Source organism: Iamia sp., assembly GCF_035575815.1.
GTDB lineage: Bacteria > Actinomycetota > Acidimicrobiia > Acidimicrobiales > Iamiaceae > Iamia.
The window spans coordinates 1-25,806 of record NZ_DATLXO010000124.1 but is presented as its reverse complement, the minus strand read 5'-3'; the positions used below and the strand labels follow the sequence as shown (position 1 = coordinate 25,806).

Annotated in this window: 27 protein-coding genes and 1 tRNA gene; 7 read left to right on the top strand and 21 right to left on the bottom strand. The window is 73.9% G+C overall.

The annotated features are described in order from the left end of the window. Nucleotides 1-99: 99 nt before the first annotated feature. Nucleotides 100-172, bottom strand: a tRNA-Thr gene (locus tag VNL12_RS13275). A 67-nt stretch (nucleotides 173-239) separates the two neighbouring features. After that, entirely contained in the window at nucleotides 240-1,064 is an 825-nt protein-coding gene (locus VNL12_RS13270) for a dienelactone hydrolase family protein (protein ID WP_325595327.1), read from the bottom strand. A 137-nt stretch (nucleotides 1,065-1,201) separates the two neighbouring features. On the opposite strand from VNL12_RS13270, the gene VNL12_RS13265 reads away from it, so the two are divergent. Beyond that, nucleotides 1,202-3,766: a sensor domain-containing protein gene (locus tag VNL12_RS13265; protein ID WP_325595328.1), complete on the top strand. Its 2,565-nt coding sequence runs from the start codon at nucleotides 1,202-1,204 to the stop codon at nucleotides 3,764-3,766. Here VNL12_RS13265 and VNL12_RS13260 read toward each other — a convergent pair. Genes VNL12_RS13260 through topA form a run of 3 tightly spaced genes read right to left on the bottom strand, consistent with a single transcriptional unit; the run spans nucleotide 3,700 to nucleotide 8,298 of the window. Then, nucleotides 3,700-4,893, bottom strand: a complete 1,194-nt coding sequence (locus VNL12_RS13260; protein ID WP_325595325.1) for a hypothetical protein — start codon at nucleotides 4,891-4,893, stop codon at nucleotides 3,700-3,702. The genes VNL12_RS13265 and VNL12_RS13260 overlap by 67 nt on opposite strands. Nucleotides 4,894-4,897: 4 nt before the next feature. Further along, nucleotides 4,898-5,509, bottom strand: coding sequence for a dTMP kinase (gene tmk / locus VNL12_RS13255; RefSeq protein WP_325595324.1), 612 nt, complete (start codon nucleotides 5,507-5,509; stop codon nucleotides 4,898-4,900). Between the two features lie 14 nt (nucleotides 5,510-5,523). Continuing rightward, nucleotides 5,524-8,298 carry a type I DNA topoisomerase gene (topA, locus tag VNL12_RS13250; protein ID WP_325595322.1) on the bottom strand — a complete coding sequence of 925 codons (2,775 nt, stop codon included), beginning with the start codon at nucleotides 8,296-8,298 and terminating at the stop codon, nucleotides 5,524-5,526. Nucleotides 8,299-8,457: 159 nt separating this feature from the next. Between topA and VNL12_RS13245 the strand changes: the two genes are divergently transcribed. Then, the gene (locus VNL12_RS13245; RefSeq protein WP_325595320.1) at nucleotides 8,458-8,991 is read left to right on the top strand and encodes a hypothetical protein; all 534 of its coding nucleotides are present in this window, start codon (nucleotides 8,458-8,460) and stop codon (nucleotides 8,989-8,991) included. A gap of 70 nt (nucleotides 8,992-9,061) precedes the next feature. Beyond that, nucleotides 9,062-9,241, top strand: a complete 180-nt coding sequence (locus VNL12_RS13240) for a hypothetical protein (RefSeq protein WP_325595318.1) — start codon at nucleotides 9,062-9,064, stop codon at nucleotides 9,239-9,241. Between the two features lie 139 nt (nucleotides 9,242-9,380). Here the strand turns inward: VNL12_RS13240 and arfB are convergent, their stop codons facing one another. Further along, nucleotides 9,381-9,797 (bottom strand): alternative ribosome rescue aminoacyl-tRNA hydrolase ArfB, encoded by a 417-nt coding sequence (arfB, locus tag VNL12_RS13235; protein WP_325595317.1) that lies wholly within the window; start codon nucleotides 9,795-9,797, stop codon nucleotides 9,381-9,383. 228 nt (nucleotides 9,798-10,025) lie between these two features. Between arfB and VNL12_RS13230 the strand changes: the two genes are divergently transcribed. Beyond that, nucleotides 10,026-10,337 (top strand): hypothetical protein, encoded by a 312-nt coding sequence (locus VNL12_RS13230; protein WP_325595315.1) that lies wholly within the window; start codon nucleotides 10,026-10,028, stop codon nucleotides 10,335-10,337. Here the strand turns inward: VNL12_RS13230 and VNL12_RS13225 are convergent, their stop codons facing one another. Both VNL12_RS13225 and VNL12_RS13220 read right to left on the bottom strand, forming a co-directional pair. Further along, a complete protein-coding gene (locus tag VNL12_RS13225) occupies nucleotides 10,338-10,814 on the bottom strand; it encodes an ATP-binding protein (RefSeq protein WP_325595313.1) in 477 nt (158 codons plus the stop codon). It lies immediately after the preceding gene. 66 nt (nucleotides 10,815-10,880) lie between these two features. Continuing rightward, on the bottom strand, nucleotides 10,881-11,219 hold the full coding sequence (locus tag VNL12_RS13220; protein WP_414654890.1) for an STAS domain-containing protein: 339 nt from the start codon (nucleotides 11,217-11,219) through the stop codon (nucleotides 10,881-10,883). A gap of 112 nt (nucleotides 11,220-11,331) precedes the next feature. Here VNL12_RS13220 and VNL12_RS13215 point away from each other — a divergent pair, with 112 nt between their 5' ends. Continuing rightward, complete coding sequence (locus tag VNL12_RS13215) at nucleotides 11,332-13,794, top strand: DEAD/DEAH box helicase (protein ID WP_325595309.1); 2,463 nt, start codon at nucleotides 11,332-11,334, stop codon at nucleotides 13,792-13,794. A 142-nt stretch (nucleotides 13,795-13,936) separates the two neighbouring features. On the opposite strand, the gene VNL12_RS13210 is transcribed toward VNL12_RS13215, so the two are convergent. The 6 genes from VNL12_RS13210 to VNL12_RS13185 form a co-directional block, all read right to left on the bottom strand. Next, the gene (locus tag VNL12_RS13210) at nucleotides 13,937-14,362 is read right to left on the bottom strand and encodes a TadE/TadG family type IV pilus assembly protein (RefSeq protein ID WP_325595307.1); all 426 of its coding nucleotides are present in this window, start codon (nucleotides 14,360-14,362) and stop codon (nucleotides 13,937-13,939) included. Continuing rightward, entirely contained in the window at nucleotides 14,359-14,589 is a 231-nt protein-coding gene (locus VNL12_RS13205) for a Flp family type IVb pilin (protein WP_325595305.1), read from the bottom strand. Before VNL12_RS13205 ends, VNL12_RS13210 begins: the two co-directional genes overlap by 4 nt. 131 nt (nucleotides 14,590-14,720) lie before the next feature. Then, a complete protein-coding gene (locus VNL12_RS13200; RefSeq protein WP_325595303.1) occupies nucleotides 14,721-15,491 on the bottom strand; it encodes a type II secretion system F family protein in 771 nt (256 codons plus the stop codon). A 75-nt stretch (nucleotides 15,492-15,566) separates the two neighbouring features. Then, nucleotides 15,567-16,457, bottom strand: a complete 891-nt coding sequence (locus VNL12_RS13195) for a type II secretion system F family protein (RefSeq protein WP_325595301.1) — start codon at nucleotides 16,455-16,457, stop codon at nucleotides 15,567-15,569. Nucleotides 16,458-16,584: 127 nt separating this feature from the next. Then, a complete protein-coding gene (locus VNL12_RS13190) occupies nucleotides 16,585-17,778 on the bottom strand; it encodes a CpaF family protein (RefSeq protein WP_325595299.1) in 1,194 nt (397 codons plus the stop codon). Then, nucleotides 17,775-18,434: a cellulose synthase operon protein YhjQ/BcsQ gene (locus VNL12_RS13185; protein ID WP_325595297.1), complete on the bottom strand. Its 660-nt coding sequence runs from the start codon at nucleotides 18,432-18,434 to the stop codon at nucleotides 17,775-17,777. Before VNL12_RS13185 ends, VNL12_RS13190 begins: the two co-directional genes overlap by 4 nt. 177 nt (nucleotides 18,435-18,611) lie before the next feature. Between VNL12_RS13185 and VNL12_RS13180 the strand changes: the two genes are divergently transcribed. Together VNL12_RS13180 and VNL12_RS13175 are read left to right on the top strand one after the other, a co-directional pair. Beyond that, entirely contained in the window at nucleotides 18,612-19,580 is a 969-nt protein-coding gene (locus VNL12_RS13180; RefSeq protein ID WP_325595295.1) for an HAD-IB family hydrolase, read from the top strand. Nucleotides 19,581-19,721: 141 nt separating this feature from the next. Continuing rightward, entirely contained in the window at nucleotides 19,722-20,423 is a 702-nt protein-coding gene (locus VNL12_RS13175) for a histidine phosphatase family protein (protein WP_325595294.1), read from the top strand. A gap of 66 nt (nucleotides 20,424-20,489) precedes the next feature. Here VNL12_RS13175 and VNL12_RS13170 read toward each other — a convergent pair whose 3' ends face one another. The 7 genes from VNL12_RS13170 to VNL12_RS13140 all read right to left on the bottom strand — a co-directional run bounded on the left by VNL12_RS13170 (nucleotide 20,490) and on the right by VNL12_RS13140 (nucleotide 25,651). Next, nucleotides 20,490-21,434: a sigma-70 family RNA polymerase sigma factor gene (locus VNL12_RS13170; RefSeq protein ID WP_325595292.1), complete on the bottom strand. Its 945-nt coding sequence runs from the start codon at nucleotides 21,432-21,434 to the stop codon at nucleotides 20,490-20,492. 249 nt (nucleotides 21,435-21,683) lie between these two features. After that, entirely contained in the window at nucleotides 21,684-22,301 is a 618-nt protein-coding gene (locus VNL12_RS13165; RefSeq protein WP_325595291.1) for a hypothetical protein, read from the bottom strand. A 75-nt stretch (nucleotides 22,302-22,376) separates the two neighbouring features. Next, nucleotides 22,377-23,270, bottom strand: a complete 894-nt coding sequence (locus VNL12_RS13160) for a DMT family transporter (RefSeq protein WP_325595289.1) — start codon at nucleotides 23,268-23,270, stop codon at nucleotides 22,377-22,379. 52 nt (nucleotides 23,271-23,322) lie between these two features. Continuing rightward, nucleotides 23,323-23,958, bottom strand: coding sequence for an HAD-IA family hydrolase (locus tag VNL12_RS13155; protein WP_325595287.1), 636 nt, complete (start codon nucleotides 23,956-23,958; stop codon nucleotides 23,323-23,325). Nucleotides 23,959-23,968: 10 nt separating this feature from the next. Further along, nucleotides 23,969-24,841: an ATP phosphoribosyltransferase gene (hisG, locus tag VNL12_RS13150; protein WP_325595285.1), complete on the bottom strand. Its 873-nt coding sequence runs from the start codon at nucleotides 24,839-24,841 to the stop codon at nucleotides 23,969-23,971. Nucleotides 24,842-25,094: 253 nt separating this feature from the next. Next, nucleotides 25,095-25,412 (bottom strand): type II toxin-antitoxin system PemK/MazF family toxin, encoded by a 318-nt coding sequence (locus VNL12_RS13145; RefSeq protein WP_325595283.1) that lies wholly within the window; start codon nucleotides 25,410-25,412, stop codon nucleotides 25,095-25,097. Then, nucleotides 25,406-25,651, bottom strand: a complete 246-nt coding sequence (locus tag VNL12_RS13140) for a hypothetical protein (RefSeq protein ID WP_325595281.1) — start codon at nucleotides 25,649-25,651, stop codon at nucleotides 25,406-25,408. The genes VNL12_RS13145 and VNL12_RS13140 overlap by 7 nt, the downstream gene beginning before the upstream one ends. Nucleotides 25,652-25,806: the final 155 nt, after the last annotated feature.

Sequence of the window (25,806 nt, the reverse complement as noted above, 5' to 3'; positions counted from 1 at the left end):
ACTCACGGCACAGTTGGGGATACCCCATCGTCGCGCGTTGACTCGCCACCGGCTGCCGTCCGACGGCCGAGGTCGCCCACGAACGGCAGGCCACAGCGGAGCCCGAGCGGGGAATCGAACCCCGGACCTTCTCATTACGAGTGAGACGCTCTGCCGACTGAGCTACTCGGGCGAGACGGCGACCCTAGTGGCCCGGCCCGGGGCCGCGGCAGCACGAAAAGCGCCGCCGGGGGCGGGGCTCAGGATTCCAGCAGGCGCGTGCGGAAGAGGTCGAGCACCTGGTCGAGGGCGTCACGGGTGGGCTGGCCCTCCTCGTCGATGAGCTCGGTGGTGAGCACCGAGTGGGCTGCCCGGCCGTGGCCCCACGGGTTGCCGGGCGACGAGTCGATCTCGACCCCGACGAACCGCTCGCCGAGCAGGCGGCGCAGCGTCTCGAAGCGCTCCGGTGGCACCAGCCGGTCGTGGGTGAAGCGCAGGCCGAGGACCCGGAGATCCTTGGCCGCGCAGGCGTCGAGGGCGGCCTCGAGATCCGCGGGCGAGAGCCCGACGTCGGCCTTGTTCCGGCCGGTCAGGGCGAAGGGGAGCGACGGCTGCGAGAGCACCGGCGCCAGGACCGGAGCATCGGCCACCATCCCGAGGGCGAACCCGCCGGTGAAGCACATGCCGACCACGCCGATGCCGGGGCCGCCCGCCTCGGCGTGCAGCTCGCGCCCGAGAGCGCGCAGCCAGTCCATGATCGGCGAGGTCCGGCCCGCGGCGAGCACCGTGAACTCCTTCGACACGCAGGCGGGCCCGATGCTGCTCATCACGTCAGCCACCTCGGAGCGGGCGCCGCGACGCTCGGGATCCCGGCCGGGCTCTCCGAAGAGGTGCGGGAGGGCGACCGAGCACCCGATGGCGATCACCCGCCGGGCGAAGGCGAGCATCGGAGGCGTGATGCCGGGGATCTCGGCGATCACCACGACCATCGGACCCTCACCGGCCCGGTAGACCGCCCGGGTGGACCCGCCGTGGGTGAACTCGGTGCGAGAGAAGCCGTCGAGCTCGGTCTCCGAGGCGCCCATCTCGCGACCCTAGGTCTTGCCCGCCGCCCACCGGTGCCGCACGACTCGGCCTGAGGTGCGAGACTCACGTCACACGATGATCATCGAGGTGGCGCGATGGACAACCAGCACCCTTCTCCCTCTCTCGACTCCCAACCCTGCACGGGGCCCTCCAGTCCGCCCGCGACGATCTCGCCGCCCTCTTCCGGCGCGCTCCGATCGGCGTGGTGCGCCTCGACGCCGAGGGTCACGTGGCCGCCTGGAACCCGGCGGCGGAGCGCATCTTCGGCTGGTCCGAGGAGGAGGTGCGGGGCGGGCCCGTGCCGGTCATCCCGCCCGATGCCATCGGCGAGCACATGGGCATCCGCGCCCGCACCCTCGCCGGCGACCACCTCGAGGGCGAGCGCCTGACCTGCGTGGCCTGCGACGGCTCGACAGTCGAGGTCAGGGCCTGGACGCTGTTCATGGAGTCCACCGCCGGCGGTTGCCCGGAGGTCGTGGTCCTCGTGGTCGACGTCACCGAGGACGGCGAGGCCGAACGGGCCCTGCGGGCCAGCGAGCACCGCTGGCGCACGCTCGTGCAGAACATCTCAGACACGGTGACGGTGGTCGACACCGACGGCGTGATCTTGACGACGACGGGCGAGCTCAAGCCCATCCTCGGCTACCCGCCCGACTCGTGGGTCGGGCGAGCCCTGATCGACATCCTCCACCCTGACGACGTCGATGGCCTCTGGCCCGTCGTCGAGGAGGTGCGGGCCCAGCCCGGCGCCGAGATCAGCTTCGAGACCCGCGCCCGCCACCACGATGGCACCTGGGCCGACATCGGCGTCACCGCGGTCAACCTGCTCGACGACGAGGCCGTGGCCGGGATCGTGCTCACGACCCGCAACATCACCGACCAGAAGCGGGCCGAGCGCCTGGTGAGCAGCCAGACCCAGATCCTCGAGCTGATCGCTCGCGACGCCACCCTCGACGAGGTGCTCGAGGCCATCGCCGAGATGATCGAGGTCCACGACGACGGCTCGCAGGCCGCGGTGCTGCTCGTCGAGGGCGACCGGCTCCGCCCCCGGGCCCGCATCGACCGCGGGCCCGGACCGGGGCTGCGCGCCGCGCTCGGCGACATCGAGATCACCCCGGAGCTGCAGGCGGCGTTGAGTCGCGAGCACGGCGTGCCCGTCGTCGTGGCCGATGCTGCGTCGACCCTGAGCAACGGGCCCCTCCGGGCCCAGCTTGCCCGCGACGGGCTGGGCTCGTTCTGGTGGGCACCGGTCCTCAGCCCGAGCTCGGCGGAACCCGTCGGTTCGGTGATCGCGTTCCACGACGGTCCTCACCGCCCGTCGGAGCACACCCGCCGAGCCGCCGACATGGCCTGCACGCTCGTCGCCATCGCCCTCGAACGCCACACCACCGCGACCGAGCTCGCCCACCGGGCCCTTCACGACGACCTGACCGGCCTCCCCAACCGCACCCTCCTCCTCGACCGCCTCCAGATCGGTCTCGACCGGGCCCGACGCCACGACGACGAGGTCGCCGTGCTCTTCGTCGACATCGACCGCTTCAAGATGGTCAACGACAGCCTGGGCCACGACGCCGGCGACGTGGTGCTGGTCACCGTCGCCGATCGCCTTCGGGCCGTCACCCGGCCGGGTGACACCATCGCCCGGGTCGGCGCCGATGAGTTCGTGATCCTCTGCGACCGGCCCCGCGGCCTCTCCACCATCCTCTCGATCGCCGACCGCCTCACCGAGGCCATGCACGAGCCGTTCGCGGTCGTCTCGGGCGAGGTGTTCCTCACCGTCAGCCTGGGCCTGGCGCTCAGCGCGCCGGGCACCGACGGCCCCACCCTGCTCCGCAACGCAGACGCGGCCGTGTTCCGGGCCAAGCAGCGGGGCCGCAACCGCCTCGAGATGTACGACTCGGCCATGCAGGCCCGCGCGCACGACCGCCTGGGCCTCGGGTCGGATCTCCGTCGGGCCGTCGCCCGAGGTGAGCTGCACGCGGTCTACCAGCCCATCGTTGCCCTCGACACCGGTGCCATCGTCGGGGCCGAAGCCCTGCTGCGCTGGCGCCACCCGGTCCGCGGCGATGTGCCCCCTGCGGTGTTCATCCCGGTGGCCGAGGAGACCGGCACCATCAGCGAGATCGGGGCCTGGGTGCTCGAGACCGCGCTCGGCGAGCTCCAGGGCCTGAGGGGCCCCGACGGCGCCCGGTTCATGCTCTCGGTCAACCTCTCGCCCCGCGAGCTCGACGACCCGGGGTTGGTGCCGCGGGTGACCGCCGCGCTGCGCGCCCACGGCTGGCCGGCCGACCAGCTCTACCTGGAGCTCACCGAGACGGCGCTGACCGATGACCTCGACACCGCCCTCCGGGTGCTGGTGCGGCTGCGGGCCACGGGGGTCCGCATCGCGGTCGACGACTTCGGCACCGGCTACTCGTCGCTCACCCACCTGCAGCGCTTCCCCATCGACAGCATCAAGATCGACCGGTCGTTCGTGCAGGTCCTGGGCGAGCCCGGCGGCACGGACCGCTCCACCATCGCCACCGCGGTGCTCGGCATCGCCCACGCAATGGGCCTCGACTCGGTGGCCGAGGGCGTCGAGACCACCGGCCAGCTCGACGCCCTACGTCGCCTCGGGTGCCCACTCGGCCAGGGTTACCTGTTCTCCCTGCCGGTGCCGGCCGATGCCCTCATCGAGCTGGCGGCGACCGCCTCCTCCTGAGCGGCGCCAGCGCGCACCCGCGGCAGGCGGAGCAGGAGCGCCTGGAGCAGGAGCTCCTCGTTGGGGTTGCGCACCAGGGCGTCGAGGGCATCGTTGATGGCCGCCAGCGCGCGGGCGGCGCCGTCGATGCGGGCCGCCTCGTCGGGGCCGGCGGCCAGGGCCGGCACCGCGGCCGCGGCCACCATGTGGTCGCGGTAGGTGTGGGCCAGCTCACCCAGGCCCATGCGGACCTCGTCGGTGCGGAGCCGGCGCAGCTGGCGCCGGTGGCTCTCCTCGAGCTGACGACCGCCGGCCCCCCGCTGGCCGTAGCGCTCGATCCGCTCGTCGAGCTCGGCGATCTCGACGGCGTGGCGGTCCTGCAGGGTGGCGGCGGCGTCGTCGATGGCCGCCCGCAGCTCGGCCACGATGTCCGCCGCCATCGCCCCCGTGCCGTCGAGACGGCCGCCGACGGCGCGCCACGCCTCGACCCGGACCGCGAAGCGCTCGTCGCCGGCGAGCAGCCGGGCCCGGTCGACGTCGCCGTGGGCGACCCTGGCGACCTGCTCGGCGCGACGGGGGTCGAGGCCCTCGCCCACCAGCTCCGCCGCCACCACCTCGGCGGTGAGGGACGGGAACTCCACCGGCACGCAGCGCGACGCGATGGTGACCAGCTCGCCGGGAAGGTCGTCGGCCAGCACGACGAACACCGTGCCGCCCGGCGGCTCCTCGACGGTCTTGAGCAACTTGCCGGCGGTGGCGTCGGCGACGAGGTGGAACTCGTCGAGGATCAACACCTTCCGGGCACCCTCGACCGGCTTCATCGACGCCAGGCGCACGATCTCGGCCGCCTGGCGCACCTGGATGCTCGCCCCCTCGCGTCGCACCACCGTGACGTCGGGGTGCTGGTCCGCCGCGGCCAGGCCTCGGTGGCGCGCCACGGCCTCGGACGTGGCCGCGGTGGCGGCCAGCACCTCACCGGCGAAGACGCGGGCTGCGACCTGCTTGCCGCTGCCGGGCGGACCGATGAACAGGTAGGCGTGGACCGGCTCAGGGGCGGCGGCGCGCAGCTGGGCCACGGCCCGGTCCTGACCGGGGACCGCGCGCCACGGATCGTCCTGCGGCGCGGCGGTGGACGGCTGTGGGCTCACCGGCTCATGGTGGCAGAGCGAGGCGGTCGACGACGACGGCGCCCACCCGGGCCTCGACCTCCGCCGGGGTGCCCCCACCGTCGACGGTCACCCACCGCTCCGGATCGGCCCGGGCGAGCTCGACGAAGCCCTCGGTCACCGCGTCGTGGAACGCCGGGCCCGCCTTCTCCACCCGGTCGCGGGCGTGTCCGATGCGGGCTCGGGCCTCGGTGCGCTCGACGACGAGCAACACCACCAGGTCGGGCTGCAGCCCGTCGGTGGCCCACAGCGACAGGTCCCGGATCTCCTCGGTCGCCAGACCCCGGCCGAAGCCCTGGTAGGCCACCGACGAGCCGAGGAAGCGGTCGGTCACCACGTGGCGACCACCGGCCAGCGTCGGCGCGATCAGGGTGGCGACGTGGTGGGCCCGATCAGCCGCCATCAGCAGGGCCTCGGCCCGGTCGGTGAGGCCGTTCTCCTCCGACGCCAGGACGATCTCGCGGATCCGGGCGCCGATGGGCGTGCCACCGGGCTCGCGGGTCAGCACCGCGCCGAGGCGATCGGCCAGCAGCCGGGCCTGGGTCGACTTGCCCGTGCCCTCGCCGCCCTCGAAGGCGATGAACCGCCCGGCGGCCACGATCGCTCGGCCCGTCAGTCGTCGGTCGAGCGGGCGGCGGCCTCGTTGGCGGGGCCCGGAGCCTTCTTGGCCGGAGCCTTCTTGGCGGCGGCCTTCTTGGTCGGAGCCTTCTTGGCGACGGCCCTCTTGGCCGGAGCCTTCTTGGCCGGAGCCTTCTTGGTCGCCTTCTTCTTGGTCGCCTTCTTGGCGCCCCTCTTCTTCGTCGTCGGGGCCCGCTCGCGTCGGGCCTGGAGGAGCTCGGCGGCCCGCTCGATGGTGATGGTCTCGACCTCGTCGCCCTTGCGGAGGCTGGCGTTGTCCTCGCCGTCGGTGACGTACGGGCCGAAACGGCCGTCCTTCACCACGACCGGGAGGCCCGACACCGGGTCGTTGGCGCCGAGCTCCCGCAGCGGCGCGGTCGCCGCCCGCTGGTTCGGGCCCCGCTTGGGCAGGGCGAAGATCCTCAGCGCCTCGTCCAGCGAGACGGTGAACATCTGCTCCTCGGACTCGAGGCTGCGGCTGTCGGTGCCCTTCTTCAGATAGGGCCCGTAGCGGCCGTTCTGGGCCGTGATCTCCTCGGCGGAATCCGGGTCCTGACCCACGACCCGCGGCAGCGACAGGAGCCGCAGGGCGTCGTCGAGGGTGATGTCGTCGAGGGTCATGTCCTTCAGCAGCGAGGAGGTGCGGGGCTTCTCCTTGGCCCCGTCGACGAGCTCGCCCAGCTGGACGTAGGGGCCGTAGCGGCCCGGCTTGGCGAAGACCTCGAGGCCCGACACGGGGTCGGTGCCGAGCGGCTTGTCGCCGCTGGGGGCGGCGAGGAGCTCGAGGGCCCGGGCCACGTCGAGCTCGTCGGGGGCGATGTCCTCGGGCACCGACGCGGTGTCGTCGCCCCGCTTCACGTACGGCCCGTAGCGGCCCGGCTTCACCACGATCGCCACGCCGTCGGGATCGTCGCCGATGGGGATCGAGTTGATCGCCGCGGCGTCGATGGAGCCGAGGCCCTCGTCGACGAGGCGCTTGAGCCCGGGGTTGCCCCCGGCGGCCAGGATCGCCTCGGCCGGGTCACCGTCGTGGCGTGGGTCGGCGTCTCCGAACCAGAACTGGCTGAGCCACGGCACCCGTTCGAGGGAGGCGGCGGCGATCTGGTCGAGCTCGTCTTCCATGCGCGCGGTGTAGGCGTAGTCGACCAGGTCGGTGAAGTGCTCCTCGAGCAGCTTGATCACCGCGAACGCGGTCCACGACGGGACCAGCGCGGTGCCCTTCTTCCCCACGTAGCCGCGGTCCTGGATGACCGCCATGATCGAGGCGTAGGTCGAGGGCCGGCCGATGCCGAGCTCCTCGAGCCGCTTCACCAGCGACGCCTCGGTGTAGCGCGCCGGCGGCGAGGTGGAGTGGCCCCGGGCCTCGAGCTCCGACGCGGTGAGGCGCTGGCCCTCGGCCAGGGCCGGCAGCAAGCTCTCACGGTCGTCGAGCTGGGCCTCAGGATCATCGGCGCCCTCGACGTAGGCCCGCATGTAGCCCGGGAAGGTGATGGTGCGGCCCGACGCCGACCACTCCGTCGGCGTCGGTGTGCCGGTGCCGGCCTCGGCCGAGTCGGCCGCCAGGCGCACCGAGAGGCTCCGGCCCCGGGCATCGGCCATCTGACAGGCGATGGTGCGCTTCCAGACCAGGTCGTAGAGGGCGAGGGTGTCGCCCCGCAGCTCGCCCCGCAGCGAGTCGGGGGTGCGGAAGCGCTCACCGGAGGGGCGGATCGCCTCGTGGGCCTCCTGGGCGTTCTTCACCTTGCGCACGTAGGTGCGGGGCTGCGGGGGCAGGTGGTCGCGCCCGTACAGCGACTCGATCTGGGACCGGGCGGCGACCACCGCGGTCTCCGACAGGTTGGTCGAGTCGGTCCGCATGTAGGTGATGTAGCCACCCTGGTAGAGCTCTTGGGCGACCCGCATGACCTGGGCGGCCGACATGCGGAGCTTGCGCCCGCCCTCCTGCTGGAGGGTCGAGGTCATGAACGGCGGCTTGGGCTTCGACGTGAAGGGCTTCTCGTCGACGCTGCTGACGGTGAAGGTCGCACCCTCGAGCCCGAGGCGGAGCGACGTGGCGCGCGCCTCGTCGAGGATGACGACGCCGTCACGGCGCGTCGCGCCGGTCGCGTCGAAGTCGCGACCCTGGGCGACGCGGGCATCGCCGACCGACAGCAGACCGGAGCGGAAGGCGGGGTCCGTCGGGAACGCAGCCGAGAGGTCCCAGTAGTCGGCCGGGACGAACACCATGCGCTCGCGCTCGCGCTCGACGACGAGGCGCACCGCCGGGCTCTGGACCCGACCGGCGGAGAGACCCTGGTTGACCTTGCGCCACAGCACGCTCGAGACGGGGTAGCCGAAGAGGCGGTCGACGATGCGGCGCGACTCCTGGGCGTTGACCAGGCCCATGTCGATCTCGCGCCAGTCGTCCACCGCCCGCTCGATGGCGCCGCGGGTGATCTCGTGGAACACCATCCGCTTCACCGGGACCGTCGGCTTGAGCTCCTCGAGGAGGTGCCAGCTGATCGCCTCGCCCTCGCGATCCTCATCGGTCGCGAGGAAGAGCTCATCGGCGTCCTTGAGGGCGGCCTTCAACCGCCGCATCACGTCCTTCTTGCTGGCGTAGACCTCGTAGCTGGGCGCGAAGCCGGCGTCGACATCGACCCCCAGGCCCTTCGAGGGCAGGTCGCGGATGTGGCCCACCGAGGATTCCACGACGAAGTCGTCGCCGAGGATGCCCTCGATGGTGCGCGCCTTGGCGGGCGACTCGACGATCACGAGAGATCTGGGCATCGCGGGGAAGGGTACGGGTCGGCGCGGCCACCGTGTCAAGCACGGACGACGGGGACGCCGAGGTCGAGCGAGGGGAGCGGCCGGTCAAGCGGGCGCAAGGCGACGACGATCCGGGCGCCGGTGAGCGCCGCCGTTCACCCCGTCGGCTAGGAAACGACCATGCCGGTGCCGCGATCCCACCCTGATGAGGTCGTGGTCGCCACGTCACCGAAGGTGCGCCGGGCCCACGAGCTGCGCATGCTCGCCTTCTTCGTGGTGGCCGCCCTCCCGCTGGCGGTCATCCTCTGGCTCATCCTGAGCAGCCTCGTCATCGCCGGCCTCTTCGTGGTGGCCTGGACGCTGTTCTTCTGGTTCGGCCTGCGGCGGCGCCATGTCCCGGTCCTGCGCCTGTCGCCCGACGGGCTGTCCTATGAGCCGGGACCGTTCCACATCCGTTGCTCGTGGGCCGACGTCGATGCCCTCGGGCCCGTCGACCTGCCCGACGGCCGGGTCGAGGCGCTGATCCTGGCCGAGGGCCACCTGCACTGGGTCGCTGACCAGCCCACCCGCCGCAAGATCCAGGCCCGAGGTTGGGACAAGGTCGTCCCGATCGGGTCGTTCGAGCCGGAGTGGGAGTGGGGCGAGATCGGCAAGGCCTTCCGCCGGTGGGCCCCGTGGGTCTTCGAGCTCGCCCCTCCCGACGACCCTGCGTAGCGGCGGAGCCGCGGTTTGCGGCGGGGGGACGGTGGGCAGCGCTGGGGTCCACCACATCCGAGGAGCACCCATGAGCCTCATCAACCGCATCATCCGTGGCGCCAAGCAGGGCACCCCCTCCAGCGCCACCCGCGGGGACGCCGGCCGCCGAGGGACTGGCACGTCGCGCCGCTCGACCCCGGGCGGCGGCCCGACCCGCGGCGCCGGCGGCCTGGGCGGGATGGCCCGACGCCTCCTGCGCCGCCGGTAGCCGCAAGCGCCGCTCGGTCGCCGCACCCATCACCGCCGGCGCGTCCCTCGTCCCGTTCCCGTCGGCGCTGGTCCCAGATTCTCGCCCGTCGCCGTCGGCGGGGCTCGACTGGTCGTCCGCCCTGGTCGCCCCGTCTCAGCTACTCGTCCCGCCCCGGTCGGCGCCGGCCCGCCTTGCGCTGGGACTGCTGGCGCTTCCCGGTCAGGCGGCGCTCCTTGCTGCCCCGCGTGGGTCGGGTCGCAACCCGGCGGCGGGGCGGGACCATGGCCTCGCGCAGCGCCACCGCCAGTCGCTCCCGGGCGATGTCGCGGTTGCGGGCCTGGCTCCGTTCGTCGTCGGCCACCACCCGCACGACGGGCCCGAGGCGGTCCCGGATCCGCCGCTTCTCGGCCGCGCCGAGCGCCGAGGAGTGGGCGACGTCGAAGCGCAGCTCGACGCGGGTGCTGGCCTTGTTGGCGTGCTGGCCTCCCGGCCCGCCCGAGGTCGTGAACGTCTCCACCAGCTCCCAGCCCGGGAGGGTCACCCGGCCCGAGATCGGGAGGTCGTCGGAGGCCATGGCTGCCATCGTCGCACCCGCCGCCCGACGGCGGCAGTTCGATCCAGGGCGCCATCCGTCCTTGCGCCCGAACCGGGCGCCCGACGGAACGATCGGGCGCCAGAACGACCACCGCCCGGTGCCCCAGTGGCGGTGCGCCCGTCTTGCGCCCGATGGCTGCGTCCGGGGCGGCGATCGGGCGCAAGAACGGCAACGGCGAACGCGGCCCGGGCGTCGAGCATCGGTACGGTGCCCGACGATGGACCCCGTCACCGCCCGGCCGCGCTCGACCGCGCCATGACCCGTCCCCCGGCCTCGCGCCCCCGCTCGCACTTGGCGTCGCAGGCCGGATCCAAGGCCAGCCGGGCCCTGACCGGCGTGCTCGTGGCCTTCACCGCCGCCCTGCTCCTGCGCCCGGTGCTGCTCGTGCTCGCCGCCCTCAGCGACGAGCAGGGCGACGGGTTCCCCGCCGCGCTGGTGGCCGCCGTCTTCCACATCGGCGTCTTCGCGCTCGCGCTCAGCCTCTTCCTCCGCAGTCGACGAGGATCCGGGAGCCGCTAGCTACCGGATCCCGGGGGGCACGGGCGCGGCGGCGTACAGCGCCACCTTCACCATGGTGCCGTCGGGACCGGAGCGGATCGACGACTCATCGGAGAGGGCCCGGATCAGCGGGATGCCCAGACCCCGCTCGATGCGCAGTCTCGTCGGGTCGGTCACCGCCGGCAACACGTCGAGCGCCGCGGGGTCGAACCCGGCGGCCTCGTCGGTGATCACGACCTCGACCCGGGACGCGCTGAGACGGCACTCGAGGCTGACCACGGCCCCGGAGGAGGCAACGTCGACGCCCTGATCCTCGGCGCGTGCCTGCACCGCCTCGATGGCGTTGGTGCACGCCTCGGACACGATGACGCGCAGGTCGTCGACGCGCTCGTCATCGAGGAGGGGGTCGATCCGCGCCGTCCCGGCCACGACCATGCGCATCAAGGACAGGTACTCCGGGAGGGCCGGTACCTGGATGCGGACCACGTCGACCTTCACCGGGATCGTGCCTCGGGCGGGATCGCAGGTGCGGGCGGTCGGGTGAGCACCGGGGACGGCACCGGATCAGCCGGTGACCGTCGCCTCGTCGATGCTGCGGTGGATCGCGAACACCTTGGTGAGACCGGTGATCTCGAAGACCTTGAGGATCCGGGGACCGGTGCAGACGAGGGCCAGGTCGCCGTCGTTGGTGCGGACCCGCTTGAGGGCCCCGACGAGCACGCCGAGACCGGTGGAGTCGATGAAGTCGACCTTCTCGAGGTCGACCACGATGCGGGTGCGACCGTCGCCGACGAGGCCCACCAGGCGCTCCCGCAACCGAGGTGCGGTGGCGACGTCGACCTCGCCGGACACGGCGAGGACGGCCCAACCGTTTCTCTCGGAGAGCTCCAACCCCAGTTCGATCAACGACCTACTCCTATGACGTCGTCCTGCGACCGCCGGCGACGGGGTGACGCTACACCGCGGATCCGACGCTCCTGCCGGACACGGGTGTAGTTACGCAGGTGTCGTTAGCATGGCCCGCACCCCGGCCGCGGTTCGAGCCACGCTCGGCCCGGCCCCGCGAGACGCCATGACCCTCCTCACCGACGCCACCACCGACAGCCTGCTCGAGGTGCTCGACGGTCGCGCCGAGGGGCTCGCCCACGTCGAGCGGATCTCGGCCCGGGCCGCCCGCTTCGCCCTCCTCACCCAGCCCCTGCCGGCGCGACTGGCGGCTCACCTCCCGGCCGGCGGCCTGTGGTCCCACCAGGCCGAGGCCATCGACCGGGCTCGGGCCGGCACCCACGTCGCGGTGGCCACCGGCACCGCGTCGGGCAAGTCGCTCTGCTTCCAGCTCCCCATCGCCGAGGCCGTCACCGAGCCGATCCGCAGCGGCACGGCCCTCGTCATCGGGCCCACCAAGGCGCTGGCCCAGGATCAGCTGCGGGCCGTCGGCGGCCTCGGGGTCGCAGGGTTGGTGCCGTGCACCTACGACGGCGACTCGAGCACCGAGCAGCGCACCTGGGCTCGGACCCACGCCAACGTGCTGCTCACCAACCCCGAGATGCTCCACTGCGGCCTGCTACCGCACCACGAGCGCTGGTCCACGTTCCTGCACCGGCTGCGCTACGTGGTGGTCGACGAGCTGCACACCTTCCGGGGCGTGTTCGGCAGCCACGTCGCCCACGTCCTGCGTCGCCTGCGTCGTCTCTGCGCCCGTTACGGGTCCGACCCGACCTTCGTGTTCGCGTCGGCCACGATCGGTGAGCCGGCCACCCTGGCGTCCGCCCTGTGCGGGTCGCCGGTCGCGCCGGTCACCGACGACGGCTCGCCCCGGGGCGAGCGGGTGGTCGCCCTCTGGAACCCGCCGCTGATCGACGCCGGCACGGGCGCCCGGGTGTCGACCCACCGAGTGACCGCCACGTTGGTGGCCGACCTCGTCACCGCCGGGCACCGCACCATTGCCTTCTGCCGCAGCCGGCGGGGCACCGAGATCGTGGCCGCCGATGCCCAGTCGCGCCTGCCCGACGACCTCGAAGGGGCCATCCGGCCCTACCGGGGCGGCTACCTGGCGCGTGAGCGGCGCGAGATCGAGGGCGAGCTCTTCGGTGGCCGGCTGCGGGGCGTCGTCGCCACCTCGGCCCTCGAGCTCGGTGTCGACGTGGGCGGCCTCGACGCCTGCGTCCTCGACGGCTTCCCCGGCACCATCTCCTCGCTGTGGCAACAGGCCGGACGCGCGGGCCGAGCCCAGCAGCGCTCGCTCGCGGTGCTCGTCGCCGGCGACGACGCCCTCGACCAGTACCTGATGGCCCACCCCGACGAAGTCTTCTCCCGGCCGCCAGAACCGGCCGTGGTCAACCCGGCCAACCCCTTCGTCCTCGACGCCCACCTGGCCTGCGCGGCCTACGAGGCGCCGCTGTCGGCCGCCGATGACCGCTGGTGGGGCAACGACCTCGACGAGGGCGTCCGCCGCCTGGTCCACGCCGACCGGCTGCGCATCCGCTCGGCGGCGCGCATGCGGCGCGTGCCCGGTGAGGGGCCCCGCGCCGTGTGGGCCGCGCCGGGCTTCCCGTCGCGGGGGGTGGGGCTGCGTAGTGGCGGCGGCCGCGAGGTGCGCATCGTGGCCGCCGACGGCGTGCTCGTCGGCACCGTCGACGAGGGCCGGGCCCCTGAGGTCGTCCACCCCGGCGCCGTGTACCTCCACCAGGGCACGGCGTGGCGGGTCACCCACCTCGACCTCGACGACGCCGCCGCCTGGGTCGAGCGCGCCGACGGCTCGGAGGCCACCCAGGCCCGCTCGACGGTGCACATCGGTGTGCTCGAGGAGGAGCGGTCGCGGGCTGTCGGCCGCACCCGCCTCGCCTTGGGCTCGGTCGAGGTCACCTCGCAGGTCACCGGGTACCAGCGCCGCGACGTGGCCAGCGGCGAGGTGCTCGGCACCGTCGAGGTCGACCTACCGCCCAGCCGCCTGGTCACCCGCTCGTTCTGGTACTCGATCGACACCGGGCTCCTCCGGCGGGCCGGCCTGGCCCCCTCGGCCTGGCCCGGCACCCTCCACGCCGTCGAGCACGCGGCCATCGGCCTGCTTCCCCTGTTCACGATCTGCGACCGGTGGGACGTGGGGGGCGTGTCGACCCCGTGGTCGACCGACGTCGGCGGCCCGGCGATCTTCATCTACGACGGCTACCCCGGCGGAGCCGGCATCGCCGAGCTGGGCTACGAGGTCGCCCACCGTCACCTGCAGGCCACCCTCGACACGCTCCACCGCTGCCCGTGTGCCACCGGTTGCCCGTCGTGCGTGCAGTCACCCAAGTGCGGCAACCTCAACGAGCCCCTCGACAAGGACGGCGCCATAGCCCTGCTCGAGGCCACGCGAGCGACCGGAGACGGACCGGTGACGACGGGTCCCTCGACGGTCCTCGCCCGCCTCTCCCCGAGCGATTCGCCGTCGAGCGAGCCTGGCGCAACGATCGGGACCGGGATCTCCAGGAGCTGAACACAGCCTCGAGCGGACCGGGGCGGTGCCGAGGGCCGGCCATGAGGCAGACGGGCGGTGACCGGGGCGGACGATGAGGCGGGGCGGACGGCACCCGCCCGCTTACCAGACCACACCCGCTCACTTACCAGACCACACCCGCTCACCGCTCGACGCGCATGGCGGCCGTCGCCCGCACCGTGGCGTCGGGCAACAGCGGGCCCACCAACGCGACCTCGGTCCGGCTGGGGCAGATGACCTCGACCCGCAGCGTGGCACCCACCTCGGCGGGCCGTGCGACCGACGCCCGGCACTGCGGTGCACCTGCGTCGGCGACCGCCGCCGCAGCTGCACCGGGACGACCGTCGACCGCCACCGCCCGCGCCGCCTCGCGGGCGGCGTGGACGGCGGCGACGTGATCGGCCACCACCAGGCCGGCCTGCACGACGAGCAGCAGGCCGATCAGCAGCACCGGGAGCCCGAGGGCGAGCTCGACGGTCGCCTGACCCCGGTCTCGGGTTCCGGCCCGCCGGCTGGTCCGACGACGACGACGGTGCCGGTGCCGGTCGTGGCGCAGGCTGGCGGTCACAGGCGGCTCTGGAGGTCGTCGAACACGGCGTCGAAGAGCTGACCCACCCGGCCCGAGCCGGTGGCCCAGGTGACGAGGGCGATGGCCACGACGGCGGCGCCGAGCAGCACCAGGGCGTACTCGGCGGTGGCCTGGCCCCGTTCGGAGGTCAGGCGCCGGGCGCACCGGGTGGCTGCGGCGTGCAGGCCGATGACGAGGGGGACGAGGAGACGGTTGTGAAGGGACATGGGAGACCTCCGATGAACAGAGCAGGCCGTCGCTGAGCGGCGGACCCACGGGAGCGGATCGGTGGCGAGGGCCACGACGGGGCGGCACGAGCCGCGAGGTACACGGCCGGGACAGAGCCCGACGCGAGGTGTCAGCGCTGCAGGTCTCCGAGGGCGGAGACGACGGGCGGCACCACGGTGAGCAGGACGAAGGCGGGCAGGGTGCAGCACACGAGCGGGAAGAGCATGCGCACCGGAACCTGGCGGGCCCGGGCCTCGGCCGCTCGGCGGCGGGCCGTGCGCAGCTCGTCGGCCAGTCGGGCCAGGGGTTCGACCACCGCCACGCCGTCGCAGTGGGCGGCGACCAGGATGGCGACGAGCGGACGCGCCGGTGGCCCGGCGCCGGCGACGCGTCCGAGGGCATCGGCCAGCGGCTCACCGTGACCGAAGCGGTCGCCGGCCTGGGCCAGGGCCGGGCCCAGGGGAGCCGGCGCACGGCCCGCGACCACGGGCAGCGCCAGAGGGACGGTCAGGCCGCTCCCCAGGGCGAGGGCGAAGAGATCGACCGCGTCGGGCACCGCGTCGGCCCAGGCCTCGACCGTGGCGCGCTGGCGTCGGCGCCGGCCGAGGCGCGGAGCCAGCGCGGCGCCCAGCAACGGGACCGGGACGAGGGCTGGGGCCACCACGACGAGCATCGCCGCCGCGACCACGGCGCCGCCGAGGACCCGGGCCGCGTCGGGGTCCTCGGAGGCGCCCGCGACGCGCCGGAGGGCCCCGCCGAGCCGGCCCAGCGGGCCGCGGCGGGCCGTGGGCCCCGAGAGCCCGGCGATGGGCAGGCGCGACGGTCGGGGTCGTCGGGGCCACGCCGCAGCCCCGACGAGGGTGACCCAGGCCGGGACGAGCAGGTCGGCGAGCGGGCTCACTGGCGCGCCTCGGGCGCGGGTGGCATCTCGGCCTGCGCAGAAACCAGCAGACGCACGTCCACAGGCGCGGGCACCTCAGCGACCGTCCCCGACGATGCGCTGCATCCACCAGCCGCCGATGGTGTCGAGCACCGCGGCGGTGACCAGGCAGCCCAGGCCCAGAGGCGTGGCCAGCAGCGTGTGAGCCAGCTCGGGATCGGCCGCGGCGCCCATCGCCGCCACCACGACGGGCAGGGCGACGAGTACGGCGGCCGACGCCCGGGCCTGGCTGGCGAGCGACCGGGCCTCGTCGGCCACCACGGCGCGGGCCCGGAGGGTCGCGGCCACGCCGTCGAGGGCCCGGGCCGGGGCCCCGCCGGTGTGCGAGGCCACCTCGAGCGCGCCCACGGCCAGGCGCACCGGCGGACGGGCATGGGCCTCGACCCACGGCTGCAGGGCGGCGGCAAGGCCCGCCCCACCCGCGACCCGCCCGGTCGCCGCCGCCACCGCGGCGCCGTGGGCCCCACCGACGACGGCCGCAGACGACTCGAGGGCAGAGACCAGGTCGAGCCCGCTGCGCAGGTTGCGCCCGGCGTGCTCGAGCAGGTCCGGCAGGCGGGCGTCGGCCCGCCGGTCACCCCTCCCCCGAGCGCAGAGGAGGGCGACGACGCCGACAGCCACCGCGATGGTGCCCAGCGCGACACCGCCGACGGGTCCGCCGCGCGCTGCTCCCAGGGCCACCACCAGCGCCAGGGACCCGCAGGTGACACGGAGCCAGTGTGCCGGGTCGCCATCGATGCCGGCTGCCGCCAACGCTCGGGCCCACGCCCCCGAGACCCGAGCGCTCGACGCTCGCGCCCGCCGCGCCCCGGACGAGGACCGGGGGTCCACCGCGACCTCGGGGTCGGCCCCGAGGCAGGCCGCCCGGTGCAGGCAGACCGCCGCCAGCGCGGGCCCCACGAGCACGATCCCGAGCGCGACGGTCATTGGTGCACCATCTCGGCGTGGAGTGCGTTGACGGCGTTTGTCGTAGCCGGGCACCAATGACCGCTGACGGCTCCGCACGCTCCGCCGTCAGAGAGCCCGTGCTTCCCGGTTCGCTCGCTTCGCTCGCTCACGGCGCGACCTCTTCGACGGGTCGCCGGGCCGGACGACGGGGCTGGTGCCACAGCACCTCGCCGTCACCGAGGGTCCGGGTGCGGGCCGCAGCCTCCGGGTCGGCGACGACCTCGGACACGGCCACCACCCGGCGGGTGCCATCGGCGCGGCGCGCCACCTGGACGATCAGGTCGATGGCGCTGGCGATCTGCTCGCGCACGGCGATGAGGGGCAGCTCCGCGCCGGTGAGCACCATGGTCTCGAGGCGGCGCAGGGCGTCGTCGGGGCTGTTGGCGTGGCAGGTGCTGAGCGACCCGTCGTGTCCGGTGTTCATGGCCTGGAGCATGTCGAGGGCCTCGGGCCCCCTCACCTCGCCGACCACGATGCGGTCGGGTCGCATGCGCAGCGCGGCCCGGACCAGGTCGCGGATGGTGATCGCGCCGGTGCCCTCGGCCGACGCGGGTCGGGCCTCGAGCCGCACGACGTGTTCGCCGGGCAGGTTGAGCTCGGCTGCGTCCTCCACGGTGACGACCCGCTCGGTGGCTCCGACGTGGGCGGCGAGGGCGTTGAGCAGGGTGGTCTTGCCGGCGCCGGCGCCGCCGCTCACGATGACCTGGCGGCGGGTGGCAACGGCGTCGCGGAGCAGCGCGACGACGGGTGCCCCGGCGAAGGCATCGAGCGGCACCGGACGGGCGCCGAAGCGGCGGATCGTGATGCACGGCCCGTCGACCGCAAGTGGAGGGACCACCACGTGGACCCGTGAGCCGTCGGGGAGGCGGGCATCGGCGAGCGGGCTGCTGCGGTCGGCCCGGGCCCCGACCGGAGCCAGCACCCGGACGACCAGCTGGTCAACCGTGCGGCGGTCGACGACGACGCCGCTGCGCTCGAGCCGTCCGCGACGTTCGACCCACACCGGTCCGGGGCCGTTGACCATGACCTCAGACACCGACTCGTCGGCCAGCAGCGGTTCGATCACGCCCAGCCCGGTGGCGCGGGCCCGCACCCGGGCGACGACGGCGCCCACGTGGACCGGCCCGAGCAGTGGGGCGACCTCCCGGACCAGCGCGTCGAGTGAGGCCGGGACGAGGGCGGCCGCTATGGAGGGCGCGGCCAGCACCCGGGCGTGGACGGCATCGTCGACGGCGTCGGTGCCGAGCGCTCCGGGAGCTGCGTCGGACCCCGGCGGGACGACGGACCCGTCAACCTTCATGCCGCCCTCCGCAGCGGGCGCTCGAGGGCACGGGGGAGCCGGGTGCTCAGGAGGCCCGAGTCGACGGCCCGGGCCACGGTGGGGTCGATGGGCACCTCGGCCACGACGGGCGCCCCGACGATGGACTCCACGTCGGCCGCGCCCATGGACCGCCCCGGTTCGGTGACGAGCACCACGCCCGAGGGCCGCACGGGCGCCTCGAGCGCCCGGCGCAGGCCGAGGTAGCACGCCCGGGTGACGAGCAGCGAGCGGGTGGCTTCGGCGACGAGGGGCAGCACCGGGCTCTCCGCGGTCACCACGCCGGCATCGACGACGACCGGGCGCGGGTCGGCACCGAGCACCCGGGCCAGCACCCGGTGGCGCTCGGCGGGGCCCGGTCGGCCCCGGCCCCGGGGCAGGAGGGCCAGGCCGGGGCCGACGGAGAGCTCGAGGCGGGCGAGGGCGTCGCCGGCCACATCGTCGCCCGCTGCGGTCCAACCCGTGAGGCCGGGGTCGCGGGGGTCGGGCAGGCCGAGGGCGACCGGCATGTCACCGGCCAGGTCGGCCACGAGGGCTCCGCCGTCGGCGGCGTGGATGCGAGCGAGGGTCGTGGCGAGGGCGGCGGCCACCACAGTGGTGCCGACGCCGCCCTTCACCGACCAGCAGGTGAGGAGCACGGAGTGCCTCCCGAGCGCGAGAAGAGAGAGATGGTCTCAGCGGGGGAAGCGAGACGCCTACGGTCGCGCGTCCCGCCGTCGTTGGCAAGGGGTTGTGGCGATTTCTTGGAGGTGACGATCGGGCGAAGGCCCGGTGGTCCGTCGTGGCGGCCGACGCCGCGTCCCTAGGGTGGCGGCGTGGAGGCAGCCTTCTTCGACCTCGACAAGACCGTCATCGCCAAGGCCTCCATGGTCGCGTTCGGCCGGCCGCTCTACCGCGCCGGGCTGCTGAACCGCTGGCTGCTCCTGCGGGCCCTCTACGGCCAGCTCGTCTACCTCTACCTGGGCGCCGACGCCGAGCGCATGGCCCGCATGCGCATCAAGGTCCTCGCCCTGACCGCGGGCTGGGACCAGGGGCACGTGAGTCGCATCGTGGCCGAGACCCTCGTCGAGGTGATCGAACCGATCGTCTTCGACGAGGCCGTCGACCTGATCCGCGAGCACCAGGCCGCCGGACGCCGGGTGTACATCATCTCGGCCTCACCGGAGGAGATCGTGGTGCCCCTGGCCCGCTACCTCGGCGTCGACGAGGCCATCGCCACCCAGGCCCGGATCGACGCCCACGGCCGCTACACCGGCGAGGTCGCGTTCTACGCCTACGGGCCGTCCAAGGCCGAGCGCATGCGCGAGGTCGCCACCGAGAGGGGCATCGACCTGGCCGCCTCCTACGCCTACTCCGACTCGGTCACCGACGTGCCCATGCTGGCCGCCGTCGGGCACCCCGTGGCGGTGAACCCCGACCGCGAGCTGGCCCGGGTCGCGGTCGATCGCGACTGGCAGGTGCGCTGGTTCACCCACAAGGTGCCGCTGCGCGAACGGGTCGCCATGCCGGCACCGGGGCCCACCGCCGCGGTGGGCGGCGGGCTGGTGGCCACCGCGGCCGCCGGCACGGCGGCGTTCTGGTGGGTGCGCCGTGACCGCACCGTGAAGGAGACGGCCCGCCAGATCTCGGGCCTCGCCCGGGCCGTTCACACCGTGGGCGGCCCGGCCCGTCGTCTCGCAGCCTCAACCTCCAGGACGCGACCGCGCAAGCGACGACCGATGCTGGTGAGGCGTCAGAGGCGCGGGCGCCAGAGTTCGGTGATCAGACGGCGCGCAGCTTCTTGAAGGCGAGGCCTCCGAGAGCAGCGACGAGGGCGAGGAGGAGGAGCTTCTTGGCCATGGGTCGACCCTAGCCGTCGACCCTCGCCCGGTCCTCCGCCACTCCGAACCGGATCGCCGGGGGTCGCGGTGCCCTACGGTCGACCCATGGAGCTGGTGCTGGTCCGTCACGGTGAGCCCGAGTGGGTGATCGAGGGTCGCAACCAGAACGACCCGGCGCTCACCGCCCGGGGGCGGTCCCAGGCCCTGCGGGCGGCGGGGCGACTGGCCGACCCGGGAGCCGAGCCCATCGACGGTCCCGTCGACCACCTGCTGGTCTCGCCGGCCCGACGGGCGGCCGAGACGGCCGAGCCGTTGGCCGAGGCCCTCGACCTCCCGCCGACCACCAACGGCTGGCTGCTCGAGCTGCAGATGCCCGACGCGTGGGACGACCAGCCCATCGAGGTGGCCCACGAGGCCTTCGCCCAGCAGCGGGGCCAGCCCCGCCAGGCGTGGTGGGACGGGCTGCCCGGCGCCGAGTCGATGCGCGAGTTCCACGACCGCGTCGCCGGCGGCATCGACGCCGTCCTCGCTGGCTGGGGGCTCACCCGCTCGGCGGAGCACAACCTCTGGACCGTCGACGGCGACGCCCCCGAGCGGGTCGTCGCCGTGGCCCACGCCGGCACCAACAGCACCATCATCGCCCACCTCCTCGGCGTCGAGAAGGAACCGTGGGAGTGGGAGCGCTTCCACATGGGTCACGCCTCGGTCGCGGTGCTGCGCACCCAACCCTTGGCCGGCGCCGCCATCTGGTCGCTGCGGGCCCTCGGCGACGCCGGGCACCTCGACCTGCCCGATCGCACCGCCTGACGACGACCGCAGCCACCGGCAGCTCTCTCCCGCCGCCGTCAGAGGCACGGGACCCGTCAGAGGGGGTCAGACGGCCAGGAGGTCGCGGGCGCCGGTGTCGGAGGAGGGATGGCGCAGCTTCGACATCGCCCGAGCCTCGATCTGGCGGATGCGCTCCCGGGTGAGGTTGAAGTGCTCACCGACCTCTTCGAGGGTGCGCGGCTCGCCGCGGTCGAGCCCGAAGCGGAGCTTCAGGATCTCGCGCTCACGGTCATCGAGCGGGGCGAGGAGGCGGTTGATCTCGTCGGGCAGCAGGGCGGTGGCGGCCACCTCGAAGGGCGACTCGGCCGAGCGGTCCTCGACGACGTCGCCCAGCTCGGCGTCGCCGTCCTCGCGGAGCGGCTCGGAGAGCGAGAGGGGCTCCGCCGCGAAGCGCAGAGCCTCGGTGACCTTGTCCTCGGGCATCTCGACCTCGGCCGAGAGCTCGGCGAGGGTGGCGGGTCGACCGAGCTTGAGCTCGAGGCGGGCCCGGGCCTTCTGCAGCCGGGCGAGGGTGTCGCCGGCGTGGACCGGGAGCCGGATGGTGCGCCCGGTGTTGGCGATGCCGCGGGTGATGGCCTGGCGGATCCACCAGGTCGCGTACGTGGAGAACTTGAAGCCCTTGCGCCAGTCGAACTTCTCGACCGCGTGCATCAGACCGAGGTTCCCCTCCTGGATCAGGTCGAGGAGCGGCAGGCCCGAGGCCTGGTACTTCTTGGCGATCGACACCACCAGGCGGAGGTTCGACTGGACGAAGGTGCGCTCGGCCTGCTCGCCGTCGCGCGCCGTTCGGCGCAGCTCTCGCTTCTTGGCCGGGGTCACCTTCTCGCCGGACTCCAGGGCGCCTCGCGCCTCGGCGCCCGCCTCGATGGCCTGGGCGAGGCGGACCTCGTCGTCCTTCGTGAGCAGGGGGTACTGCCCGATGTCGGTGAGGTAGAGGCGGACGAGGTCCTCCTCGTCGCGCTCGACGCGCTCCTTTGCCAACGTCTTCATCCTCTGCTGCTACGGGCCTCGGGGGCCGGTCGGTCGGTCGGTGGCGGGGGCTCCGGTGCGCCCGCCGGCGGTTGGGGCCGGGCACGGCACTCCTGGCGCAGACCCCCCAGCCTCAGTTCTCCTGATCACTCACGATACCGGGACGGTCAATACCCTCCGCACCCGGTCTGAACACCCCACTCCCAGGCTCATCGGTCACTGCGCGTGAGCTTTGACTCTTCGCGGCCACCCAGGGCGAATGGGCGCCGATCACCCGGAAAGGGTTCCGAGCGGCACCAGGCCCATCCCCCCTGAGGTCACGAGGGTCGACTCCATCGCCGACACGGTCGTGGCCGCCGCCGCTGCGGCGTCGGCGTCGGCCCCGATCAGCGCCTCGAGCAGCCCCTCCCCGTCGTGCCACAGCTCGCCCAGATCGGCATGGGCGTGGCCGAGGGTGCGGACCACCCCGCGGTCGGACCGAGGGTCTGCGCCGCGCCGGTGAGCGTGCCAGGCGACCAAGAGGTGCGGCACCACGACGCGGTGGACCCCGGCCAGGCGATCGATCGACGTCACCGCCACCTCGAGGCCGGCGACCACCCCGGCGGTACCCGTCGACGGCGCCGCGACCCAGCTCTCGGGGTCGGTGCCGGTCGGGCGGGGCAGGTGGCGCCGCAGGGCGGCGGCGTGGTCGCCCAGCACCCGTGACAGCTCGGCCAGGTGCACCCGCACCCCGGCCTCGGGGGTCGTCGGCACCCACCCGCCGGTCACCGCGAAGAGCTGCTCGCACCACCAGGCGCCAGCACCGAGGGCCGTGCCCAGGGCGAGCACACCCTCCGGGGCGCCGGGTCGGTCGGGCCCCGGGGTGGCGGGGGAGGGATCATCGGCCATGGGCGAAGCGTAGGACCCGGCCGTCGCAGCGTCGTCCCGCCCGACGTCGTCCGAGCGCGCCGGGGGCATGCCCGCTCAGCCGTGGACGGTCGGCTCGACCGCGGGGTCGTCGACGACCGCACCGGTCAGCAGGGGGACGATCTCCACCAGGGCGATGGCGGCGAGGATGAGAGCCGCACCGCCCAGGCCCCTCCAGCCCAGGTCCTCGCCGGTGGCGACGCCGAGGATGCCGGCCGAGACGGGCTCGATCAACAGGATCAGCGCGGCGCGCGACGAGGGCACGACCCGCTGGCCAGCCACCATGGCGAAGAAGGCCACGGCCGTGGCGAACACCCCCGTGAACGCGGCCGCCCCCCAGGCTGCGAGCGGGAAGCCGTAGCCGCCGAGGCCGAACCCGGGCACGGCGCACAGGACCCCGACGGTGAGCACCTGGACGAAGGTGAAGCGCACGGGGTCGAGGCGATCCGCGCCCCGGCCCACGGCGACGAGGTGGGCGGCGAAGCCGACGGCGCACCCCACCGTGAGGACCTCGCCCCACCCGGGGCCGGCCCCGCCGCCGCCCGAGAGCAGGTAGAGGCCGGCGACGGCGACGAGCACCCCGACCACGATGCGGCGCTCGGGGAGGCGCCGGTCGAGCACCGCCACCATCACCGGGACGAAGACCACCAGCAGGTAGGTGATGAACGCCGAGGTGGCGCTCGGCGTTGAGCGGAGGCCGAAGGTCTGCAGCAGGTACGCGGCGGCCAGGAACCCCCCGGCGCCGACCCCGAGCGTGACCTCCTCGCGGGCCCACCGGCCCGGCCGCCGCCACGCGAAGGGGGCCAAGACCACGGTGGCGATGAGGAAGCGAGCCCCGAGGAACGGCGTCGGTTCGGCCTGCTCCACCGCTCGCTGCATCACCAGGAACGTGCTGCCGAAGAGAAGCCCGGCGAACGCCAGCGCCGCAGTGCCCGCGGCCCGGCCCGTCACCGCTGCGCTCCCCCGCTCACCGTCCCCGGTGCGGGGGCCGGGGCGGAGGCGGTCACGAGGCCAGGAGGAGGTCGAGCGCGACCAGTGCCTCGGCCGGATCGGCCACGACGATGCCGGCCAGGCCGGCCCGCTCGGCGCCGGCGACGTTGCCGGGGTGGTCGTCGAGGAACACGGCCCGCGCCGGGTCGGCCACCCCGAGCAGGTCGAGGGTGTGGAGGTAGATCCGGGGGTCGGGCTTGCGCATGCCCACCGCCGAGGAGTCGACGACGGCGTCGAACAGGTCGTCGACGGGGATCCGGTCACGCCAGGCGTCGGAGCCCTCCCGGACGTTGTTGGTGCAGAGCGCGGTGCGGTAGCCCTCGACCCGCAGCGCCCGGACCCGTTCGATCACGGCGTCGTGGACGGCCAGGCGGCCCATCATGGTGCCGAAGGCCGCCCAGTCGATGGTGAGACCGGCCCCCTCGGCTTGGGCGCTCACCCAGGTGACCCACTCGACGATCGGCGCCTCGCCCCGCTCGACGCGGTGCCACATGTGGTCGGTGTCCTCGTCGTAGGGGCCGAGGAGCAGGGCCAGGGCGACCTCCCGGCTCTCGGCGCCGGTCACCAGCTCGGCGATGGCGTCGAAGGCCGAGGTGATCACCACGCCGGAGAGATCGAAGACCACAGCATCGAACCTGCGCTCGCTCATTGGTGCTCGCTCACAGGCGGGCGCTCCGGAGGTCGCTGGCCAAGATGGCCTTGGCCCCGAGGTCGGCAAGGGCATCGATGACGTCGTTCATCTCGGCCTTGGGCACCAACGCCCGCACCGCCACCCACGCGTCGTCGCGCAGCGGGGCCACGGTGGGCGACTCGAGGCCGGGGGTCAAGGCGACGGCGGGCTCGAGGAGGTCGCGGGGGCAGTCGTAGTCGACCATGACGTACTGCTGGGCCACGGCGACACCCTCCAGGCGGCGCAGCACCTGGCGGCGCGAGGCCTCGTGGCCGTCGTCGGTGGACGGGCCGCCGGCGTCGGGCGACCGCTGGATCACGACCGCCTCGGAGGTGCACAGCGTCTCGCCGAAGGCGACCAGGCCGTGGGCGGCGAGGGTGCGCCCGGTGCTCACCACATCGGCAATGGCGTCGGCCACGCCCAGCTCGACCGAGATCTCCACCGCGCCGTCGAGGCGGACGACCTCGGCCTCGATGCCCCGCCGGGCGAGGTCGTCGGCGACCAGGCGGGGGTACGACGTCGCGATGCGCTTGCCGGCCAACTCGCCCACGGTCCAGTCGGCGCCCGTGTCGGGGGCGGCGTAGCGGAACGAGGAGCGGCCGATGCCGAGGGCCAGGGCCTCGGTGACCGGGGCTCCGGAGTCGAGGGCCATGTCCCGGCCGGTGATCCCCAGGTCGATGTCGCCGGAGCCCACGTAGACGGCCACGTCGCGGGGGCGCAGGAAGTAGAAGCGCACGCCGTTCGCCGGATCGACCACGGTGAGGTCGCGACCCTCGGGGCGGCTGCGGTAGCCGGCCTCGACGAGCATGGCAGTGACGCCATCTGCGAGCGAGCCCTTGTTGGGCAGGGCAACGGTGAGCATCAGGTCCTCGGCTCGAGACGGTTCGGCGGACAGTGGCCGGGCACGGAACGGCGGCGAGTCGCCATCAGAGCAGGTCTCCTGCCCCGTCCGACACCGAATCGCTGTCGAATCGCCATCGGACCCGCCGGCACCAGCAGGCGTCGCCGGTTGCGGCGGCCGCACGGTCGACGATCCTCGTCGCCACCGCACCACGTCGCTAGCTCACGCGCCCGCCGTCGGCCGGTTGGTTGAACGCAAGGGCAAGGCCGGGTGCTCACCGTTGGCAGTCGACCGCGATCGCCAACGCAGCGCAGACCGCAGCCATCTGCTGCGGTCCGACCGTGCACATCCGTTCGACGAGGTAGGCCTTCGGCATCAGCTCCACGTTGTCGAGCCACGCCGCGCACGGCTCGGACACCCCGTCGTCCACGTCGAGCGGCACCTCGGTCGGGATCCCTCGAACGGTCCGGGTGAGGGGTGCGGTGAGGAGCTGGCGCAGCCACGGGATCGCGGCGTCGCGACTGAGCACGAGATACGGACGGCGACCGGCGACGGGCGATTCCGCCCACCAGACCTCGCCGCGGGCTACCACGGCTCGACGGCGATGGAGCGCTCCGCGCGCGCCTCGTCGGCCTCGGTCGGTTCCGGCGGTGGACAGCGCCGGTAACCCTCGACGATCGCCCGATCGATCTCGGCCCGTTCGGCGTCGTCGGTCAGCTGCACCAAGGCGGTGCGCACGGCCTCTGTGCGCGTGGTGTACCGGCCCTGGGTCACGAGCTGGTCGACACGCTGCACCAGCTCGTCGGGCAACCGGACGGCAACTGTTGTCATACGAGAAGCATAACGACGCGTCGTACGGCTTGAGCGACCGGATGTGTGCCACCGAGGATCACCCTGGTACAGAGCTGGGTCGCCAGGGCCGCGTCAGAGGTGCCGGTAGACATCGGCGGGGGTGATGCCGCGGGCCACCATCACGACCTGGAGCC

Excerpts from the sequence above, each read along its gene's own strand:
- VNL12_RS13165 (WP_325595291.1), bottom strand. The coding sequence starts at position 22,301 with ATGGCCGATGATCCCTCCCCCGCCACCCCGGGGCCCGACCGACCCGGC.
- VNL12_RS13140 (WP_325595281.1), bottom strand. The coding sequence starts at position 25,651 with ATGACAACAGTTGCCGTCCGGTTGCCCGACGAGCTGGTGCAGCGTGTC.
- hisG (WP_325595285.1), bottom strand. The coding sequence starts at position 24,841 with ATGCTCACCGTTGCCCTGCCCAACAAGGGCTCGCTCGCAGATGGCGTC.
- VNL12_RS13155 (WP_325595287.1), bottom strand. The coding sequence starts at position 23,958 with ATGAGCGAGCGCAGGTTCGATGCTGTGGTCTTCGATCTCTCCGGCGTG.
- topA (WP_325595322.1), bottom strand. The coding sequence starts at position 8,298 with ATGCCCAGATCTCTCGTGATCGTCGAGTCGCCCGCCAAGGCGCGCACC.
- VNL12_RS13170 (WP_325595292.1), bottom strand. The coding sequence starts at position 21,434 with ATGAAGACGTTGGCAAAGGAGCGCGTCGAGCGCGACGAGGAGGACCTC.
- VNL12_RS13195 (WP_325595301.1), bottom strand. The coding sequence starts at position 16,457 with ATGACCGTCGCGCTCGGGATCGTGCTCGTGGGGCCCGCGCTGGCGGCG.
- VNL12_RS13190 (WP_325595299.1), bottom strand. The coding sequence starts at position 17,778 with ATGAAGGTTGACGGGTCCGTCGTCCCGCCGGGGTCCGACGCAGCTCCC.
- arfB (WP_325595317.1), bottom strand. The coding sequence starts at position 9,797 with ATGGCCTCCGACGACCTCCCGATCTCGGGCCGGGTGACCCTCCCGGGC.
- VNL12_RS13175 (WP_325595294.1), top strand. The coding sequence starts at position 19,722 with ATGGAGCTGGTGCTGGTCCGTCACGGTGAGCCCGAGTGGGTGATCGAG.
- VNL12_RS13240 (WP_325595318.1), top strand. The coding sequence starts at position 9,062 with ATGAGCCTCATCAACCGCATCATCCGTGGCGCCAAGCAGGGCACCCCC.
- VNL12_RS13245 (WP_325595320.1), top strand. The coding sequence starts at position 8,458 with ATGCCGGTGCCGCGATCCCACCCTGATGAGGTCGTGGTCGCCACGTCA.
- VNL12_RS13215 (WP_325595309.1), top strand. The coding sequence starts at position 11,332 with ATGGCCCGCACCCCGGCCGCGGTTCGAGCCACGCTCGGCCCGGCCCCG.
- VNL12_RS13270 (WP_325595327.1), bottom strand. The coding sequence starts at position 1,064 with ATGGGCGCCTCGGAGACCGAGCTCGACGGCTTCTCTCGCACCGAGTTC.
- VNL12_RS13205 (WP_325595305.1), bottom strand. The coding sequence starts at position 14,589 with ATGTCCCTTCACAACCGTCTCCTCGTCCCCCTCGTCATCGGCCTGCAC.